Genomic DNA, 17,274 nt, shown 5'->3' on the forward strand with positions numbered 1-17,274 from the left:
TGCACGCCCGCGTCGGTCCGCCCGGCCACGGTGAGCAGCGGCGGTGCACCCCACCGGGTGAAGACGGTGGCGAGCGCGGTCTCGAGCGCGCCCTGGGCGGTCCGCAGCCCGGGCTGCCTGGCCCACCCGGAGAACGCGGCCCCGTCGTACGCGACGTCCAGCCGGAGCCGCACGGTTCCTTCACTCACGCCCCAACGGTACCGATGTCAGCGCCGCGTCAGTGCCGCGTGAGCGCCCCGCGGCACGATCGTCCTCGACATCGACGAAAGGACACGACGATGACCACGACACCACTCGCGGTGGAGGCCACCGGCCTCGTGAAGACCTTCGGGCAGAACCGCGCTGTGGACGGTGTCGACCTCCGTGTCGAGGCCGGCACCGTGTACGGCGTGCTCGGCCCGAACGGGGCCGGCAAGACGACCACGATCAGCATGCTCGCCACGCTCATGAAGCCGGACGCCGGCGAGGCCCGCATCTTCGGCCACGACGTCCGCCGCGAAGCGCAGGAGGTCCGCCGGCTCATCGGCGTCACCGGCCAGTACGCCAGCGTCGACGAGACGCTCAGCGCGACGGAGAACCTGGTGATCTTCTCCCGGCTCCTCGGGCTCTCCCGGGCGGAGTCGAAGCGGAAGTCCGCCGAGCTCCTGGAGCGCTTCGGCCTGACCGAGGCCGCGACCCGCCCCTTGAAGAACTTCTCCGGCGGCATGCGCCGACGCCTCGACCTGGCGGCGAGCCTCATCGCGCAGCCGCCGCTGATCTTCCTCGACGAGCCGACCACGGGCCTCGACCCGCGGACCCGTGCGCAGATGTGGGACACGATCCGGGAGCTCGTCGCGACCGGCTCGACCGTGCTGCTCACGACGCAGTACCTCGACGAGGCCGACCAGCTGGCCGACCGGATCGCCGTCATCGACCACGGCCGTGTGGTCGCGGAGGGCACCGGCGACGAGCTCAAGGCATCGATCGGCACCGCCTCCCTGCAGCTCCGGCTGCAGGACGCGCTCCGCCTCGACGCGGCGCGCACGCTCGTCCGCCAGACGCTCGGCGTCGACGCGGTCGCGAGCCCGGAGGGCACCCGCCTGACGGCCCCGATGGCGGACCCGGACCGCGTCACCGACCTCCTCGTGTCGTTCCGCGACGCGGGCATCTCCCTCGCCGAGATGAGCGTGCAGAAGCCGACGCTCGACGAGGTCTTCCTCACCATCACGGGCGCCCCGGCCACGACCGACGACGCCGACACCACGCGCGAGCTCGAAGGGAGCAACGCATGACCACCATCGCCCCCACCCCGACCGCTGCGCCCCGCATCACCCCGCGCCCCGGCGTCGGTGGCACCGGACTCGGTGCCACGATCCGGCAGTCCTTCACGATGGCGTACCGCGGCCTGATCAAGGTCCGTCGCACGCCGGAGCAGCTGTTCGACGTCACCCTGATGCCGATCATCTTCACCGTGATGTTCACGTACATCTTCGGTGGCGCGATCTCTGGGAACGTGGCGGCCTACCTGCCGATCATCATCCCGGGCATCCTCGTCCAGACGAACATCACGTCGTCGATCGTCACCGGCGTCCAGCTCCGCGAGGACATGGACAAGGGCGTGTTCGACCGCTTCAAGTCGCTCCCGATCGCCCGGATCGCCCCGCTCGCCGGTGCGCTCCTCGCGGACACCGTCCGGTACGCCATCGCGACGACGATCACGTTCGTGGTCGGCATCATCATGGGACTCCGCCCGGCCGGTGGCGTCGGTTCGGTGGTCCTCGCCGGGCTCCTGGTGATCGTGGTCGCGTGGGCGATCAGCTGGATCTTCGCCTACTTCGGCGTGATCGCCCGGACCGCGTCGAGCGTCTCCGGCATCTCGAACATGGTGCTCTTCCCGCTGACGTTCCTCTCGAACGCCTTCGTCCCCGCTGACACCCTGCCCGACTGGCTGCGCTGGTTCTCCGAGGTCAACCCGATCTCGCACCTGATCACCGCGGTCCGCGAGCTCGTGAACCACGGCCAGGTGGGCGGCGACCTGTGGATCTCGCTCGTCGGTGCCGCCGTCGTGGTCGCGGTGTTCGCACCGCTCACGGTCCGCGCGTACATGCGGAAGGCGTGACGCCGCTCAGCGGCTGAAGCGCAGTTCCTCGAGCAGCAGGCGCGCCTGCGAGACGGCCTCGGCCCGGTCCCATCCGGCCGAGGCCGTTTCGGCGTCGAGGACCGTCGGGTCGCCGAGCACCTCGACCAGGAGCGGACGGATCCGGGCGTGCGCGAGCACCGCGAAGTCCTGCCGTGACCCGAAGCGGCTCGCCAGCCCCCAGCACCGTGCGGCCCGGTCGTGGTCGCCGAGCCGGGCCGCGGCGAGCGCCAGGCCCAGCAGGGCCGTCCCGATGACGGGCAGGTCCAGCCACCAGGGGTGCAGGCGCAGCATCACGAGTGCACCGACGCGCATGCGGCGCGCGATGGCGGACGTGGTGGCCACGGCCGGGAGGCCCGGCTCGGTTCCGTCGGATCGGCCCACCGTCGCCTCGTCCAGCGCCGCGAGCCGCGCGGCGCCCGCCATCAGCGTCCAGTGCGGCGTCTGCTTCCGGCGCGGCAGGACGAAGTCCCAGGCGTCCCCGTAGCGGGCGGCAGCAGCGTCGAGGTCGCCGAGACTCCGGCTGCACTCGGCGTCGATCGCGATCGCGAGGACCCCGATCTGCGCGGCGTCGCCGTCGAACCCGCCGCGGTTCGTGACGGGCTGGTTCCCGAGCTCGGCGGCGATGGAGCGGGCGAGTGTCACGTCCCCGGTCGCTGCGGCGCAGAGCCCGACGGTCCAGCCGATCTCGTACAGGTCGTCCTCGGCGCCGAAGACCTCGAGCCGCTCCCGCGCCAGGGCGGCTGCGGCGAGCGCATCGGTGTACCGGCCGGTCTGTGCGAGGAGCTGCGTCATCGTGACGGCGCCGGACCCCATCGCCCAGGCGTCGTCCACGGTGACCGCGAGGGTCTCGCCGCGCTCGGCGTACCGGAGCGCCAGGACGAACTCGCCGTCGTTCTCGGCGAGCGGCGCGCTGAGCATGTGCGCGAGGCACGCGACACCGTCGTCCGGGTCCTCGCGGTACCGGGCGAGGAGCGCCATCCCCTCCGCCGGCCGTCCGATGGTGAGGAGCAGCGCGGCCTGGGCGTCGAGCACCGGGAACCCGCTCCAGCCCGCACGCGTCACGTGCCGCAGCGTCGAGATGGCACGGACGGCGGTGCGTCGGTCGGAGAACGCCGACGACCCGCCGGTGAGCACGAGCCCGAGGATGGTTGCGGCACGGTCCTCCGCTGCCGGCGGCGCCTGCCGGAGCACCGTGACGACGTCCGCGGCGATCGCGACGACCTCGCCGTGCGCACCGCGGAGCGTCCAGTAGCCGCCGAGCGCCGAGAACACCTGCGCGACGGCGGGACGGTCCTCGGCCTGCAGACCCCAGCGGAGCAGGGTGACGAGGTTGTCGGCTTCGCGACCGACCTCTCTGAAGTACCGTCGCTGCGGCTCCCCGGTCGCGGCGAACATGTTCCGGGCGGCGGAGAAGTCGCGCCCCCACCGGATCATCGCGGCGCGGACCTCGTCCGTCCGGCCGCGTTCGTAGAGCCGGGCCGCGCCGAACTCCCGCACGGTCTCGAGCACGCGGTAGCGCACGGGGTCGCCCTCCCGCTCGACGAGCTGCACCAGGGACTGCTCGACCAGTTCGGCGAGGTCGTCGAGCGCGTCGTCCCGGCGCTCGTCCGCCGCGACGGCCTCCACCGCGTCGACGGCCAGTCCGTCCGGGAAGAGCGCCAGCCGGGTCAGCAGGTCCTGCGCGCCGTCGTCGAGGAGCCGCCAGCTCCACTCGATGACGGCCAGAAGCGTGCGGTGCCGCTCGGGGGCGGTGCGGTCGCCGCCGCGGAGCAGGGCGAACCGGTCGTCGAGCCGGCGTTCGATCTCCTCGGCGCTCATGCCGCGGATCCGGGCGGCGGCGAGCTCGATCGCGAGCGGGGTGCCGTCGAGCCGGGTGCAGATGCGCCGGACGGTGTCCACGGGGAGCACCGCGCCCGGTCGTGCCGCGCGGGCCCGCTCGGTGAACAGGCGGACTGCTGCCCCCTCGGCCTCGACCGGCAGCGGCGCGAGGGGCGCGACGACCTCGCCCGCGATGGCGAGCGGCGCACGCGAGGTCGTCAGGACCCGGAGCGCCGGCAGCACCGCGAGCAGGTCGGCGGTGAACGCGGCGACGTCCGCGACGAGGTGCTCGCAGTTGTCCAGCACCAGGACGGTCGGTTCGTCCCCGAGCGCCCGGACCACGCGGCCACGGAGGTCGGCGACGACGGCGTCCCGGAGCGCCCGGGCGGAGCGGACCTCGGCGATCCCGAGCAGGGCACCGAGTGCGGGGACGATGTCATCCCCCGCGGCGAGCGGTGCGAGCTCGAGCACCACGACCCCGCGGTCCGCCGGCACCGACGCGGCGACCGCCTGCGCGAGGCGGGTCTTGCCGAGCCCACCCGCACCGAGGATCGTGACGAGCCGTTCCCGCGACAGGAGGTCCGCGACCGTGGTGAGGTCGGCCTCCCGACCGATCAACGCGTTCGGCGATGCTCGGAGGCCGATCCGGCGGACGGCCCCCGAGGCGGACGCGGATCGTCGGAGGAGCTCCGCGTTGAGGCGGACGAGGTCGGCGGAGGGGTCGGCGCCGAGCCCGTCGGCCAGGCGTTCCCGGTGCGCTGCGAACGCGGCGAGCGCTTCCGTGGTCCGGCCGGCCGCAGCGAGTGCGCGCATCGAGCCGGCGACGGCCACCTCGTCGAAGGGGTCCGCGTCCGCCTGCTCGCGCCACAAGTCGACGGCGGCGTCCGCGTCGCCCGAGGCGAGGAGCGCCGAGCCGAGCGCACGTCGGAGTCCGCGTCGTGCCGTCGCTGCCCGTTCGCCGAGCGCGGCACCGAGGTCACCCTCGACGTCGGCACCCGGGTCGCCGCGCCAGAGCTCGAGCGCGGCGTGGACGTCGTCGTCCGCCGCACCCGCCGTCCCGGCGACGCGTTCGGCCGCGGCGAGGTCGACGTCGTCCGGGCCGACCCCGAGCGCGTACCCGGTGCTCGTCGACACGACGAGGCCGTCCGCGGTGCTCCGTCGCAGCCGCGACACGAGGGTCTGCAGTGCGGCCCGTGAGCCCTTCGACTGCGCCTCGCCCCACAGCTCGTCGATGATCGCGTCGGTGGACATGGCGTGCCCGCGGGCCAGGACGAGGGCGGTGACGAACGCCCGTGCCAACGCTCCCGGGACGGGCGTCGGCGTGCCGGTCGGATCCATGACCAGCACGGGCCCGAGGACGGCGATGCGGGGGTGTCCTGGCACGGGCCGAGTCTACGGGCGGAGGCCTCGTTCAGCGCCGCTGCCGACTGAACGCGGACGGACCGGTCGAGGTGTCCAGGTTCTCGGTCGCCCGGCGCTCCGACTCCACGATCCCGCGGAGCGACACCAGGGCAGCCGCGGTGACGGCGACGTGCGACGGGTTCTCCCGGCTCGCATCGAGTGCCCGTTCGACCTCCTCGATCGCCTCTTCGCCCGCGGTCTCCGGGCACTCGCCGCGGATCATGCAGGCGAGCTGCGTCATCGCCTTCGCCAGGGGCTCGGCGAAGGCCGGATCAGGGCGACCGACGCCCTCGGAGACCGGACCCGAGCGTGCGACGAGCTCGGTGAGGTCGGTCGTGTACCAGGCGACCCGTTCCAGGGCGCGGAAGCGGGCACCGTCCTGCTGGAGCCGCGCCCGTGAGCCCCGGAGTGCCCCGCGCGGGTTGATCTTGCGGCTCTCGTGCGCGATCGAGACCCGTGACCGGACGTCCGCGATCGCCCGGTCGAGACGGTCCTGCTGGCGGTCCCACGCCGGCTCGTCGCGCTTGCCCTCCCGCATGACCGCGGCGAGGCCGTCGAGGTGGTCGGCGAGGACGTCGTTCACCGCGTCGATCCGGTGTTCGGCGTCCCAGAAGTGCAGCGGCGGGAACACCAGGAAGTTCACGAGCAGCCCGACCACAACGCCGACGGCCATCTGCACGAGGTACCCGAGCGAGTAGCCCTCGGCGTGCGCACCGCCCACCAGCAACACGAACAGCGCCGCCGTGGACACCCACGAACTGCCCTCCCCGAGGATCCGGAACCCGCCGACGAGCACACCGACGCCGACCGCGAGGGCCACGGCGAGGATGCCCGGGTCCCCGACCCACATCGTGAACGCGGCGACGCCGATGCCGAGCGCGATGCCGACGAGCGTCTGGATCCCGCTCCGGAGCCCGGCGAACACCGTCGTCTGCATCGCGATGACGGCGCCGAGCGGGGCGTAGTAGGGGTAGTCGGACGCGACCCCGGGGACGTGCCGTGCGACGAACCACGCGAGCGCGGCGGCTCCGGCGGCCTTCGCGGCGTGGAGCAGGCGCGGCTGGGTGCCGGACGTCCGGCTCCATCGCCAGATCCTGGTCCCCACCCCCGCGACGTGTTCGAATCCCATGTGTCCTCCTGGTGTCGGCCCTCACCCGATGGGCCGACGCGTCACCCTACGGTGCGCCCGCTGACCGGACGCCAAACGGCCCCCGCAGCAGAGCTGCGAGGGCCGTTCGTGGTGGTGCGTGTGACTACTTGTCGTCCGACTTCTCGGCGGCGTCTTCCTCGACCTCGGCGGCAGCCTCGGTCTCGGTCTCCGACTCGACGGGAGCCGACTCCTCGGTGGTCTCGGTCTCCTCGACCGGGGCCTCCTCGGTGGTCTCCTCCGCGGCGGGCTCGGCGGCCGGCGCAGCAGCAGCCGGAGCCGAGTTGCGCGTGACGGGGGCCGGGGTGCCGGAAACGGGCTCGAGGACGAGCTCGATCGAGGCGAGCGGCGCGTTGTCACCCTTGCGGAAGCCGAGCTTCGTGATGCGGGTGTAGCCGCCCTGGCGGTCGGCCACCTGCGGCGCGATCTCCGTGAACAGCGTGTGCACGACGGTCTTGTCGCGGAGGGCCGCGATGACCCGACGACGAGCGTGCAGGTCGCCGCGCTTCGCGAACGTGATGAGACGCTCGGCGACCGGGCGGAGGCGCTTGGCCTTCGTCTCGGTGGTCGTGATGCGACCGTGCGTGAAGAGGGCGTTGGCGAGGTTGCTCAGGAGCAGGCGCTCGTGGGCGGGGCCGCCACCGAGGCGGGGGCCCTTGGTGGGCTTCGGCATGTCAGTTCTCCAGTGGTGAAAGAGTGGTGCGCGCCGTGACGACGCGCGTGCGCATCAGCGCGAGGTCAGTTGCTGGACTCGTCCTCGTCGTACCCGCTGTAGAAGTGGGCGCCGTCGAATCCGGGGACGGTGTCCTTGAGGGACAGGCCGAGCTCGGTGAGCTTGTCCTTGACCTCGTCCACCGACTTCTGACCGAAGTTGCGGATGTTCATGAGCTGCGTCTCCGAAAGGGCGACGAGCTCGGACACCGTGTTGATGCCCTCCCGCTTCAGGCAGTTGTAGCTGCGGACCGAGAGATCGAGGTCCTCGATCGGGGTCTGCAGCTCGTTCGAGAGCACTGCGTCGACCGGCGCGGGGCCGATCTCGATGCCCTCGGCCGCCGTGTTGAGCTCACGGGCGAGACCGAACAGCTCGACGAGCGTCCGACCAGCCGACGCGATGGCGTCGCGCGGCGTGATGGCCGGCTTCGACTCGACGTCGACGACCAGACGGTCGAAGTCCGTGCGCTCACCGGCACGCGTCGCCTCGACGCGGTAGGTGACCTTGAGGACCGGCGAGTAGATCGAGTCGATCGGGATCTGACCGGCCTCGCTGAACTCCGAGCGGTTCTGCGTCGCCGAGACGTAGCCGCGGCCACGCTCGATGGTGAGCTCGAGCTCGAAGCGCGCGGTGTCGTTCAGGGTCGCGATGACGAGGTCCGGGTTGTGGATCTCGACGCCGGCCGGCGCGGAGATGTCCGCGGCGGTGACCTGACCGGCACCCTGCTTGCGCAGGTACGCCGTGATGGGCTCGTCGTGCTCGCTGGAGACGACCAGGCTCTTGATGTTGAGGATGATCTCCGTGACGTCTTCCTTGACACCGGGAACGGTGCTGAATTCGTGGAGGACACCGTCGATGCGGATGCTGGTGACAGCCGCGCCGGGGATCGAGGAGAGGAGCGTGCGGCGCAGCGAGTTGCCGAGGGTGTAGCCGAAGCCAGGCTCGAGCGGCTCGATGACGAAGCGCGAGCGGTGCTCGGAGATCGACTCCTCGGTCAGGGTGGGGCGCTGTGCAATGAGCACTGTGGGATTCCTTTCGGCGAAGTGTCCGCTATATGACACTTGGCGGTACGACGGGGCCGACCGGGCCCCGACGGGTCTGTTGAGTTGTGATCACGCGCACCGAGGTGCGCGATCGAACGACCAGGAATGGCCGCCCCCGCTCGCTCCGGTCAGGGAACGAACTGTTCCGTCACGGATCGAGCGGGGAACGGCCGGTTGCTCCTCGCGTCAGACGCGACGGCGCTTGGGCGGGCGGCACCCGTTGTGCGCCTGCGGCGTGACGTCGTTGATCGAACCGACCTCGAGGCCAGCGGCCTGGAGGGAGCGGATCGCGGTCTCACGACCCGAACCCGGGCCCTTCACGAACACGTCGACCTTCTTGACGCCGTGCTCCTGCGCCTGACGCGCAGCGGACTCGGCGGCGAGCTGCGCCGCGAACGGCGTCGACTTGCGCGAGCCCTTGAAGCCGACGGCCCCGGAGGACGCCCAGCTGAGGACGGCACCCGACGGGTCGGTGATGCTGACGATCGTGTTGTTGAACGTGCTCTTGATGTGGGCCTGGCCCACGGCGACGTTCTTCTTCTCCTTGCGGCGCGGCTTGCGCGCGGCAGTCTTGGGGGTAGCCATGATGATCTCCTATCGGGCCTTCTTCTTGCCTGCCACGGTGCGCTTCGGGCCCTTGCGGGTACGCGCGTTGGTCTTGGTGCGCTGACCGCGCACCGGGAGACCACGACGGTGACGAAGACCCTCGTAGCTGCCGATCTCGACCTTGCGGCGGATGTCGGCTGCGACCTCGCGGCGGAGATCACCCTCGACCTTGTAGTTGCCCTCGATGTAGTCGCGGAGGGCGACGAGCTGGTCGTCGGTGAGGTCCTTGACGCGGATGTCACCGGAGATACCGGTGTCCGCGAGCGTCTTGACCGCGCGAGTGCGGCCGACGCCGTAGATGTACGTGAGTGCGATCTCCACGCGCTTCTCGCGCGGGATGTCGACGCCTGCTAGACGTGCCATGTGCTGGCTGCTCCTGTTGTCGATGGAGGTGTGGCGCAGTACCGGTGCTCGGGCCTCCGACCCGGGGTGTCCCCCGCTCGCGGACGAGCGGGATCTGGTACTGCGTTGTCGATGTTGAGTTGTGGTTCGTGCTCGAGCCGCCTGCGACGGCCCCGGTCACGCGCTGGGACTAGCCCTGGCGCTGCTTGTGACGCGGGTTGCTCTTGCAGATCACCATGACGCGGCCCTTGCGGCGGATGACACGGCAGTGCTCGCACATGGGCTTGACGCTGGGGTTGACCTTCATTGCTGATTCCTCGTGCTCGCTGGCTTCGTGCTCGGCGGGTTCGCCGAGTCGTTCCTTTCCAGCTCGCGGATCACTTGTAGCGGTAGACGATCCGGCCGCGGGTCAGGTCGTACGGGCTCAGCTCCACGATCACGCGGTCCTCTGGGAGGATGCGGATGTAGTGCTGGCGCATCTTCCCGGAGATGTGCGCGAGGACCTTGTGCCCATTGGTCAGCTCAACGCGGAACATCGCGTTGGGCAGAGCTTCGAGCACCGAGCCTTCGATCTCGATGACGCCGTCTTTCTTGGCCATAGCCTCACTGTCGCTTGGTTGGATTACCGGTGTGATCCCCGAGCCGGTCTGCGGGTCGGGCGCCACGCCCAGAAGGCATGGCACACCAAAGATCGATCTTATGGGATCTGCGCCCGATTGCCAAGTGCGCGCGCCGTGCCCCCTCCTCTGGGGTGTTCCTGAGGGGAGGGCCAGCGTTCCACAGTGGTTCCACGGCGCGCTCCTGGGGCCGCGCAGGACTCCGGCCCTACGGTGACAGTGCAGCCCCCCGAACGGAGACACCTGTGCCCGCCACCCGCAACCAGCGGACGATCGCCCGCCACGGCCGCCTCGCGCGCCGTCGGGGCTGGACCACACTCGTGTCCGTCGTCGCCTCCGCCCTCGCCGTCGTCCTCGTCAGCGGCACCAGCGTCGCCGCCATCGCCGGCGCCCAGCTCGCGACCGCACCGACCAGCGTCCAGCTCAGCACCGACGACCAGAGCACCGCGAAGACCGCCGACATCACGGCGATCAAGGGCGGCGCGAACATCCTGCTCATCGGCAGCGACACCCGCGTCGGCCAGTTCGACTCCGCGGACGACGTCGACGGCGCCCGCAACGACGTGACGATGCTCATCCACATCTCCGCGGACCACCAGCAGCTGACCGCGGTGAGCTTCCCGCGCGACCTGATGGTGCCGATCCCCGCGTGCACGAACCCGGAGACGGGGACCACCTACCCCGCCGCGTCCTCCGCGATGTTCAACACCGCGCTCGGCAACGGCGGCGTCTCGTGCGTCGTCGACACGGTCGAGAACCTCACCGGCCTGAGCATCCCGTACGCCAGCCTCATCACGTTCGACGGGGTCATCGAGATGTCGAACGCCCTCGGCGGCGTCGACGTCTGCGTGGCGAAGGCGATCGACGACACCTACACCGGCCTGCACCTCACCGCGGGCGAGCACACGCTCGAGGGCTCCGACGCCCTCGCGTTCCTGCGCACCCGGCACGGCGTCGGCGACGGCAGCGACCTCGCCCGGATCAGTTCCCAGCAGGTGTTCCTGTCGGCGCTGCTCCGCAAGGTCACGTCCGACGGCACGCTCTCGAACCCGATCACGCTCTACAAGCTCGCCGGAGCGGCGCTCAGCAACATGGTCCTCTCCGACGGGCTCGGCCAGGCGAAGACCCTCGTGGGCCTCGCCGGCATGCTCCGCGGGATGAGCACGTCGAGCATGCTCTTCGTGCAGTACCCGGTCGCGGACGACCCGGCGGACAGCGCCAGGGTGATCGTCGACCAGGACACCGCGCACGCGCTCAACGTCGCGCTCCAGACGGACGAGAAGACCACTCTCAGCGACTCGACCACCGGACGTGCGTCCGAGGAGAGCTCCAGCGGGACGTCGTCGAGCGCCTCACCGTCGGCCACGCCGTCGAGCGCTGCGTCCTCGTCCTCGTCCTCGTCCTCATCGTCGTCGTCGTCGAGCAGCACGAGCACGCCGAGTGCCTCCGCGACGCCGCTGCCGTCGTCGATCACCGGACAGAGCGCTGCAGAGGAGACCTGCTCCGTCGGCAACTGAGCCGGCGCGGCGGGCCCGCCCCGCGCCTCCCGTCCGATCGGGACGTGACCACCTGCGGACGCGACGGATCGGCTCGCGTCCGCAGTTCGGGACGACGAGCGGGCCGGGAGGCTCGTGCTACGGGATCGGGACGGGCGTCACACCCAGCGGGGTCAGGTGCGCGGCGCCGCCGTCGGCGGCCGTCAGGACCCAGATCCCGTCCGCGTGCACCGCGACGCTGTGCTCCCAGTGCGCAGCATCCGAACCGTCGAGGGTGCGGACGGTCCAGTCGTCGTCGTCGGTCGAGCTGTCGATCGTACCGGCGGTGACCATCGGCTCGATCGCGACCACGAGGCCCGGACGCACCGCCGGACCCGCGCCACGGATGCGGTAGTTGAAGACCGGGGGCTCCTCGTGCATGGACCGACCGATGCCGTGGCCGGTGAAGTCCTCGACGATGCCCCACTTGCCGGTCTCGTCGATGGCGTCCTCGACCGCGTCGCCGACCTCGTTGAGGTTCTTCGCCTTCGCGAGCGCCACGATGCCGTGCCAGAGTGACCGCTCGGTGGTGTCGCTGAGCCGCTGTCGGGCGGCCGACAGGGAGGCGTCGCCACCCGGGACCACCGTCGTGAACGCGCTGTCGCCGTTCCAGCCGTCGACCTCCGCACCGGCGTCCACCGACACGATGTCACCCGGCTGGAGCACCCGGTCCCCCGGGATGCCGTGCACGATCTCGTCGTTCACCGACACGCAGAGCGTGTGCCGGTACCCGGGGACCAGCTGGAAGTTCGGGATCCCGCCGCCGTCACGGATCGTCCGCTCGGCGATCGCGTCGAGCTCCCCCGTGGTGATGCCGGGCCGGATCGCCGCACGGACGGCGTCGAGCGCTGCCGCGGTCAGGAGCCCCGGGCGCACCATGGCGCGGAGCTCGTCCGGGGTCTTGTAGATCGAGGGCTTGCGGAACCGTGCCACGCGGGTCAGACGCCGGCGGTCAGCCCGCGCGACGCGAGCGCTGCCTGGATGCGGTCACCGACCTCGTCGATGGCGCCGAGGCCGTCGACCTCGACCACGAGCCCACGCTGCTGGTAGGCGTCGACGATCGGGGCGGTCTGCTCGGCGTAGACCTGCTGGCGACGACGGATCGTCTCCTCGTTGTCGTCGCTGCGGCCCTGCTGCTCAGCGCGCTTCAGGAGCCGCTCGACGAGCGCGTCCTGGTCGGCCACGAGCCGGATGACCGCATCGATCCCGGCGCCCTGCTCGGTCAGCAGCGCGTCGAGGTACTCGACCTGGCCGACCGTGCGGGGGTAGCCGTCCAGCAGGAAGCCGCTCTCGGCGTCCGGCTCTTCGAGGCGGGACTTCACGAGCTCGTTCGTCAGCGAGTCCGGGACGTAGTCGCCCGCGTCCATGATCGCCTTCGCCTGGACCCCGAGCGGCGTGCCTTCCGACACGTTCTTCCGGAAGATGTCCCCGGTGGAGACGGCCGGGATGCCGAAGGACTCGGCGATGCGGCCGGCCTGGGTGCCCTTCCCCGCTCCGGGAGGTCCGACGATGATGAGACGTGCGCTCAACGGAGAAGCCCTTCGTAGTGACGTTGCTGCAGCTGCGAGTCGATCTGCTTCACGGTCTCGAGACCGACACCCACGATGATGAGGATGCTCGCGCCACCGAACGGGAAGTTCTGGTTCGCGCCGAACAGCGCCAGTGCTGCCAGCGGGATGAGCGCGATGAGACCGAGGTAGAGCGAGCCGGGCAACGTCACCCGGGTCAGGACGTAGTCGAGGTACTCGGCGGTGGGACGACCGGCACGGATGCCGGGGATGAACCCGCCGTACTTCTTCATGTTGTCGGCGACCTCTTCGGGGTTGAAGGTGATCGCGACGTAGAAGTAGGTGAACCCGACGATGAGCAGGAAGTACAGGACCATGTAGAACCAGTTGTCACCCGAGGTCAGGTTGTTCTGGATCCAGGTCACCCACGCGGCCGGCTCGGAGCCGTCGGAGGGCTGGTTGAACTGCGCGACCAGTGCCGGCAGGTACAGCAGCGACGAGGCGAAGATGACAGGCACGACGCCGGCCATGTTCACCTTGATCGGGATGTACGTGTTGTTGCCGCCGTAGGTCCGACGGCCGACCATGCGCTTGGCGTACTGCACGGGGATCCGCCGCTGCGACTGCTCGACGAAGACGACGGCCATCATGATGACCAGGCCGACCAGGATGACGAACAGGAAGAGCTCGAACGACTGCGACTGCTCGATCGCCCAGAGCGCGGACGGGAACTGCGCTGCGATGGACGTGAAGATGAGGAGCGACATGCCGTTGCCGATGCCGCGCTCGGTGACGAGCTCGCCCATCCACATGATGAGGCCGGTGCCGGCGGTCAGGGTGACGACCATGAGCATGATCGCGTACCAGCTGTCGTTCGAGATGATCGACGAGCAGGAGGAACTGGCGTTCGTGCCGAAGAGCTGGCCGGAGCGGGCGACCGTGATCAGCGTCGTGGACTGCAGCACACCGAGCGCGATGGTGAGGTAGCGGGTGTACTGGGTCAGCTTGGCCTGACCGGTCTGACCCTCCTTGTAGAGGGCGTCGAAGTGCGGGATCACGACGCGCAGGAGCTGCACGATGATCGACGACGTGATGTACGGCATGATGCCGAGCGCGAAGACCGAGAGCTTCAGCAGCGCGCCGCCGGAGAACAGGTTGATCAGGTCGTAGAGACCGCCGGAGGACGAAGCGCTCGCGAGGCAGGTCTGCACCGCGGCGTAGTCGACGTACGGTGCCGGGATGTACGACCCGAGGCGGAACAGCGCGATGATCGCGAGGGTGAAGCCGATCTTCTTCCGAAGATCGGGGGTGCGCATGATGCGCGCGACCGCTCTGAACACGAGAACTCCGAACTTCTGGGGACCGGTCTTGCCGATCGTGCCGGGCGGATCCGCCCGTGGCCGGAAGCGCCGACCGCGTGGCCCGGCGTCCGTCGTCGAACCGACGGGGGGATCCGGGCCTCCATCAAGGAAACCGTAACGGCGGCCCGTGCGCAATGCACGGGCCGCCGACGGGACTACTCGGTGACGGTGCCGCCCGCAGCCACGATCTTGTCCTGGGCGGAGCCCGAGACCTTGTCGACCGTGACGGTGAGCTTCACGCTGATGTCACCCTGACCGAGAACCTTGACCTTCTCGTTCTTGCGGACGGCGCCCTTGGCGACCAGGTCCGCAACGGTGACGTCGCCACCGTTCGGGTACAGCTCCGCGAGCTTGTCCAGGTTCACGACCTGGTACTCGACGCGGAACGGGTTCTTGAACCCGCGGAGCTTCGGGGTGCGCATGTGCAGCGGCATCTGCCCACCCTCGAAGCCGACGCGGACCTGGTAACGGGCCTTCGTGCCCTTGGTACCGCGGCCCGCGGTCTTGCCCTTCGAGCCCTCACCGCGACCCACACGGGTGCGGTCCTTCTTCGAGCCAGCGGCCGGACGAAGGTGGTGCACCTTCAGGATCTGGACGCGCTCGTTCTTCTCGTCGCTCATGCGTCGACCTCCTCGACCTTCACGAGGTGCGCCACCGTCGCGATGTAGCCGCGGTTCTGGGAGTTGTCCTCACGCAGGACCGTACGGCCGATGCGCTTGAGACCCAGGCTGCGGAGCGTGTCGCGCTGGTACTGCTTCTCGCTGATGACTGACTTCGTCTGCGTGATCTTCAGCATGGCCATCAGGCACCTGCCTTCTCGCTCGCGGCGGCACGTGCGGCCGCCTCGGCACGGAGCAGGCGGGCCGGCACGACGTGGTCGATGTCGAGGCCACGACGTGCTGCGACGGCGCGGGGCTCCTCGAGCTGCTTGAGGGCCTCGACCGTGGCGTGCACGATGTTGATGGTGTTCGACGAACCGAGCGACTTGCTCAGGACGTCGTGGATGCCGGCGCACTCGAGCACGGCGCGGACGGGACCACCGGCGATGACACCGGTACCCGGGCCGGCCGGACGCAGGAGGACGACACCGGCTGCGGCCTCACCCTGCACGGGGTGCGGGATGGTGTTGCCGACGCGCGGGACGCGGAAGAAGTTCTTCTTCGCCTCTTCGACACCCTTGGAGATCGCCGTGGGGACCTCCTTGGCCTTGCCGTAGCCGACACCGACCAGGCCGTTGCCGTCACCGACGACGACGAGCGCGGTGAAGCTGAAGCGACGACCACCCTTGACGACCTTCGAGACGCGGTTGATGGTCACCACGCGCTCGAGGAACTGGCTGTCGCCACCGCGGTTGTTGCGGTCACGGCCCTGCTGACGGTCACGACCGCCACCACGACGGCCACGGTTGTCGGCCGAGTCGCGGTTGTTGGACGCGGAGCCTGCAGCGGTCTCGACCGGACGCTCGGCGACGGGGGCAGCTGCCTCCGCCTCCTTGCCCTTCGGGGTCTCCTCGGCGCTGGTGGCCTCGGTGGTCTCGCTGGTCTCTTCGACGCTGGTCGTCTCCTCGACGGCCGGGGTCTCTTCGGCGTTGCTGTTGTTCGCGATGTCGCTCACAGGTTCAGCCCTCCTTCACGGGCACCATCGGCGATCGCGGCGACGCGACCGGCGTACTTGCTACCACCGCGGTCGAACACGACGGCTTCGACACCGGCGGTCTTCGCACGCTCGGCGAGGAGCTCGCCGACGCGACGCGCCTTGGCGGTCTTGTCGCCGTCGAACGAGCGGAGGTCTGCCTCCATCGTCGATGCGCTGGCGAGGGTGTGACCCTTCGAGTCGTCGATGACCTGCACGAACACGTGACGTGACGAGCGGGTGACGGCGAGACGGGGACGTGCCTCGGTGCCGGTGATCTTCTTGCGGAGACGGTTGTGGCGGCGGGCCTTGGCGGCCGCCTTGCTCTTGCCTCGAGTTCCGATAGCCATGATCACTTACCTGACTTTCCGGCCTTGCGGCGCACGTTCTCGCCGGCGTAGCGGACACCCTTGCCCTTGTAGGGCTCCGGCTTCCGCAGCTTCCGGATGTTGGCCGCGACCTCGCCGACGGCCTGCTTGTCGATGCCGTTGACGGTGACCTTGTTGTTGCCCTCGACGGCGAAGCTGATGCCCGCCGGCGGCTCGATCGTGATCGAGTGGGAGTAGCCGAGCGCGAACTCGAGGTTCGAGCCCTTCGCCTGGACGCGGTAACCGGTACCGACGACCTCGAGGCCCTTGGAGTAGCCCTGGGTGACGCCGATGATCTGGTTCGCGATGAGGGTCCGGGTCAGCCCGTGGAGCGAACGCGAGGTGCGCTCGTCGTCCGGACGGGTGACGAGGACCTGGTTCTCCTCGACGTTGGCCTGGATGGGCTCCGCGACGACGAGCGAGAGCTCGCCCTTCGGGCCCTTGACCGCGACGTTCTGACCGTCGATGGAGACGGTCACGCCCGCGGGGATGTCAATGGGAAGACGTCCGATTCGAGACATGTTCGATCACCAAACGTAGGCGAGGACTTCCCCACCCACGCCCTTCTGCTCGGCTTCGCGGTCGGTCAGGAGACCCGAGGAGGTCGACAGGATCGCCACACCGAGGCCACCGAGGACCTGGGGGATCTCCGTCGACTTCGCGTAGACCCGGAGACCGGGCTTCGACACGCGCTTGATGCCGGCGATCGAGCGCTCGCGCTCGGGGCCGTACTTGAGCTCGATGGTGAGGGTCTTGCCCACGCGGGCATCCTCCACCTTCCACTCGCTGATGTAGCCCTCGCGCTTGAGGATGTCAGCGATGGTGGTCTTGAGCTTCGAGCTCGGAAGCGAGACGGCGTCGTGGTGCGCCGAGTTCGCGTTCCGCAATCTGGTCAGCATGTCTGCGACCGGATCGGTCATCGTCATGATGTGATTCCGTTTCTCACCTGGTTTCGACACCCGTTCCACGAATGCCGACCTGAGCGATCGAGTGACTCCAGGGCGATTCCCCGGAGTCCGTGTGTTCGTGCGGGCGGGCCGGAGGACTTGCATCCTCCGGCCCGCG

Annotated in this window: 20 protein-coding genes and 1 pseudogene; 3 read left to right on the plus strand and 18 right to left on the minus strand. The window is 69.9% G+C overall.

From position 1 onward, the window contains the following. Positions 1 to 188, minus strand: a pseudogene (locus EDF24_RS01300) (tRNA pseudouridine(38-40) synthase TruA); the annotation flags it as partial. A gap of 90 nt (positions 189 to 278) precedes the next feature. Between EDF24_RS01300 and EDF24_RS01305 the strand changes: the two are divergent. Both EDF24_RS01305 and EDF24_RS01310 read left to right on the plus strand, forming a co-directional pair. Then, on the plus strand, positions 279 to 1,271 hold the full coding sequence (locus tag EDF24_RS01305) for an ATP-binding cassette domain-containing protein (RefSeq protein ID WP_123654806.1): 993 nt from the start codon (positions 279 to 281) through the stop codon (positions 1,269 to 1,271). Continuing rightward, complete coding sequence (locus EDF24_RS01310) at positions 1,268 to 2,098, plus strand: ABC transporter permease (protein WP_123654807.1); 831 nt, start codon at positions 1,268 to 1,270, stop codon at positions 2,096 to 2,098. Before EDF24_RS01305 ends, EDF24_RS01310 begins: the two co-directional genes overlap by 4 nt. 6 nt (positions 2,099 to 2,104) lie before the next feature. On the opposite strand, the gene EDF24_RS01315 is transcribed toward EDF24_RS01310, so the two are convergent. The 8 genes from EDF24_RS01315 to infA all read right to left on the minus strand — a co-directional run bounded on the left by EDF24_RS01315 (position 2,105) and on the right by infA (position 9,787). After that, entirely contained in the window at positions 2,105 to 5,320 is a 3,216-nt protein-coding gene (locus EDF24_RS01315; RefSeq protein WP_123700875.1) for a BTAD domain-containing putative transcriptional regulator, read from the minus strand. A 28-nt stretch (positions 5,321 to 5,348) separates the two neighbouring features. After that, positions 5,349 to 6,467 carry a hypothetical protein gene (locus EDF24_RS01320; RefSeq protein ID WP_123654809.1) on the minus strand — a complete coding sequence of 373 codons (1,119 nt, stop codon included), beginning with the start codon at positions 6,465 to 6,467 and terminating at the stop codon, positions 5,349 to 5,351. Between the two features lie 124 nt (positions 6,468 to 6,591). Continuing rightward, a complete protein-coding gene (gene rplQ / locus EDF24_RS01325) occupies positions 6,592 to 7,158 on the minus strand; it encodes a 50S ribosomal protein L17 (RefSeq protein WP_123654810.1) in 567 nt (188 codons plus the stop codon). A gap of 65 nt (positions 7,159 to 7,223) precedes the next feature. Continuing rightward, positions 7,224 to 8,219, minus strand: coding sequence for a DNA-directed RNA polymerase subunit alpha (locus tag EDF24_RS01330; RefSeq protein WP_056121453.1), 996 nt, complete (start codon positions 8,217 to 8,219; stop codon positions 7,224 to 7,226). A gap of 207 nt (positions 8,220 to 8,426) precedes the next feature. Further along, the gene (gene rpsK, locus EDF24_RS01335; RefSeq protein ID WP_017885507.1) at positions 8,427 to 8,825 is read right to left on the minus strand and encodes a 30S ribosomal protein S11; all 399 of its coding nucleotides are present in this window, start codon (positions 8,823 to 8,825) and stop codon (positions 8,427 to 8,429) included. Positions 8,826 to 8,834: 9 nt separating this feature from the next. Continuing rightward, positions 8,835 to 9,209 carry a 30S ribosomal protein S13 gene (gene rpsM / locus EDF24_RS01340; protein WP_071299484.1) on the minus strand — a complete coding sequence of 125 codons (375 nt, stop codon included), beginning with the start codon at positions 9,207 to 9,209 and terminating at the stop codon, positions 8,835 to 8,837. A gap of 169 nt (positions 9,210 to 9,378) precedes the next feature. Further along, positions 9,379 to 9,495: a 50S ribosomal protein L36 gene (rpmJ, locus tag EDF24_RS01345; RefSeq protein WP_071276701.1), complete on the minus strand. Its 117-nt coding sequence runs from the start codon at positions 9,493 to 9,495 to the stop codon at positions 9,379 to 9,381. A gap of 70 nt (positions 9,496 to 9,565) precedes the next feature. Next, positions 9,566 to 9,787, minus strand: coding sequence for a translation initiation factor IF-1 (gene infA / locus EDF24_RS01350; protein ID WP_017885509.1), 222 nt, complete (start codon positions 9,785 to 9,787; stop codon positions 9,566 to 9,568). Positions 9,788 to 10,050: 263 nt separating this feature from the next. Between infA and EDF24_RS01355 the strand changes: the two genes are divergently transcribed. Then, positions 10,051 to 11,322, plus strand: coding sequence for an LCP family protein (locus tag EDF24_RS01355; RefSeq protein ID WP_260233326.1), 1,272 nt, complete (start codon positions 10,051 to 10,053; stop codon positions 11,320 to 11,322). Positions 11,323 to 11,439: 117 nt separating this feature from the next. On the opposite strand, the gene map is transcribed toward EDF24_RS01355, so the two are convergent. From map to rpsH, 9 genes are all read right to left on the minus strand, one after another. After that, positions 11,440 to 12,219 carry a type I methionyl aminopeptidase gene (gene map, locus EDF24_RS01360; RefSeq protein ID WP_243698228.1) on the minus strand — a complete coding sequence of 260 codons (780 nt, stop codon included), beginning with the start codon at positions 12,217 to 12,219 and terminating at the stop codon, positions 11,440 to 11,442. Between the two features lie 59 nt (positions 12,220 to 12,278). Further along, positions 12,279 to 12,869 (minus strand): adenylate kinase, encoded by a 591-nt coding sequence (locus tag EDF24_RS01365; protein ID WP_123654813.1) that lies wholly within the window; start codon positions 12,867 to 12,869, stop codon positions 12,279 to 12,281. Next, complete coding sequence (secY, locus tag EDF24_RS01370; protein WP_123654814.1) at positions 12,866 to 14,188, minus strand: preprotein translocase subunit SecY; 1,323 nt, start codon at positions 14,186 to 14,188, stop codon at positions 12,866 to 12,868. The genes EDF24_RS01365 and secY overlap by 4 nt, the downstream gene beginning before the upstream one ends. Positions 14,189 to 14,364: 176 nt before the next feature. After that, positions 14,365 to 14,829, minus strand: a complete 465-nt coding sequence (gene rplO / locus EDF24_RS01375) for a 50S ribosomal protein L15 (RefSeq protein ID WP_071299488.1) — start codon at positions 14,827 to 14,829, stop codon at positions 14,365 to 14,367. After that, a complete protein-coding gene (gene rpmD / locus EDF24_RS01380; RefSeq protein ID WP_082517835.1) occupies positions 14,826 to 15,011 on the minus strand; it encodes a 50S ribosomal protein L30 in 186 nt (61 codons plus the stop codon). Before rpmD ends, rplO begins: the two co-directional genes overlap by 4 nt. After that, positions 15,011 to 15,823, minus strand: coding sequence for a 30S ribosomal protein S5 (gene rpsE, locus EDF24_RS01385; RefSeq protein ID WP_123654815.1), 813 nt, complete (start codon positions 15,821 to 15,823; stop codon positions 15,011 to 15,013). Before rpsE ends, rpmD begins: the two co-directional genes overlap by 1 nt. After that, positions 15,820 to 16,191: a 50S ribosomal protein L18 gene (gene rplR / locus EDF24_RS01390; protein WP_123654816.1), complete on the minus strand. Its 372-nt coding sequence runs from the start codon at positions 16,189 to 16,191 to the stop codon at positions 15,820 to 15,822. Before rplR ends, rpsE begins: the two co-directional genes overlap by 4 nt. 2 nt (positions 16,192 to 16,193) lie before the next feature. Then, entirely contained in the window at positions 16,194 to 16,730 is a 537-nt protein-coding gene (rplF, locus tag EDF24_RS01395) for a 50S ribosomal protein L6 (RefSeq protein WP_123654817.1), read from the minus strand. 6 nt (positions 16,731 to 16,736) lie between these two features. Beyond that, the gene (rpsH, locus tag EDF24_RS01400) at positions 16,737 to 17,135 is read right to left on the minus strand and encodes a 30S ribosomal protein S8 (RefSeq protein WP_071276748.1); all 399 of its coding nucleotides are present in this window, start codon (positions 17,133 to 17,135) and stop codon (positions 16,737 to 16,739) included. Positions 17,136 to 17,274 lie beyond the last annotated feature (139 nt).

The sequence above is a fragment of the Curtobacterium sp. PhB130 genome, from assembly GCF_003755165.1.
Lineage (GTDB): Bacteria > Actinomycetota > Actinomycetes > Actinomycetales > Microbacteriaceae > Curtobacterium.

Bases quoted from the DNA above. Each gene is read 5' to 3' on its own strand.
- rpsH (WP_071276748.1), bottom strand. From the start codon at position 17,135: ATGACGATGACCGATCCGGTCGCAGACATGCTGACCAGATTGCGGAAC.
- EDF24_RS01305 (WP_123654806.1), top strand. From the start codon at position 279: ATGACCACGACACCACTCGCGGTGGAGGCCACCGGCCTCGTGAAGACC.
- rplQ (WP_123654810.1), bottom strand. From the start codon at position 7,158: ATGCCGAAGCCCACCAAGGGCCCCCGCCTCGGTGGCGGCCCCGCCCAC.
- infA (WP_017885509.1), bottom strand. From the start codon at position 9,787: ATGGCCAAGAAAGACGGCGTCATCGAGATCGAAGGCTCGGTGCTCGAA.
- rpmD (WP_082517835.1), bottom strand. From the start codon at position 15,011: ATGGCCATGCTGAAGATCACGCAGACGAAGTCAGTCATCAGCGAGAAG.
- rpmJ (WP_071276701.1), bottom strand. From the start codon at position 9,495: ATGAAGGTCAACCCCAGCGTCAAGCCCATGTGCGAGCACTGCCGTGTC.
- EDF24_RS01310 (WP_123654807.1), top strand. From the start codon at position 1,268: ATGACCACCATCGCCCCCACCCCGACCGCTGCGCCCCGCATCACCCCG.
- rplF (WP_123654817.1), bottom strand. From the start codon at position 16,730: ATGTCTCGAATCGGACGTCTTCCCATTGACATCCCCGCGGGCGTGACC.
- rpsM (WP_071299484.1), bottom strand. From the start codon at position 9,209: ATGGCACGTCTAGCAGGCGTCGACATCCCGCGCGAGAAGCGCGTGGAG.
- EDF24_RS01320 (WP_123654809.1), bottom strand. From the start codon at position 6,467: ATGGGATTCGAACACGTCGCGGGGGTGGGGACCAGGATCTGGCGATGG.
- rplR (WP_123654816.1), bottom strand. From the start codon at position 16,191: ATGGCTATCGGAACTCGAGGCAAGAGCAAGGCGGCCGCCAAGGCCCGC.
- map (WP_243698228.1), bottom strand. From the start codon at position 12,219: ATGGTGCGCCCGGGGCTCCTGACCGCGGCAGCGCTCGACGCCGTCCGT.
- rplO (WP_071299488.1), bottom strand. From the start codon at position 14,829: ATGAGCGACGAGAAGAACGAGCGCGTCCAGATCCTGAAGGTGCACCAC.
- rpsK (WP_017885507.1), bottom strand. From the start codon at position 8,825: ATGGCTACCCCCAAGACTGCCGCGCGCAAGCCGCGCCGCAAGGAGAAG.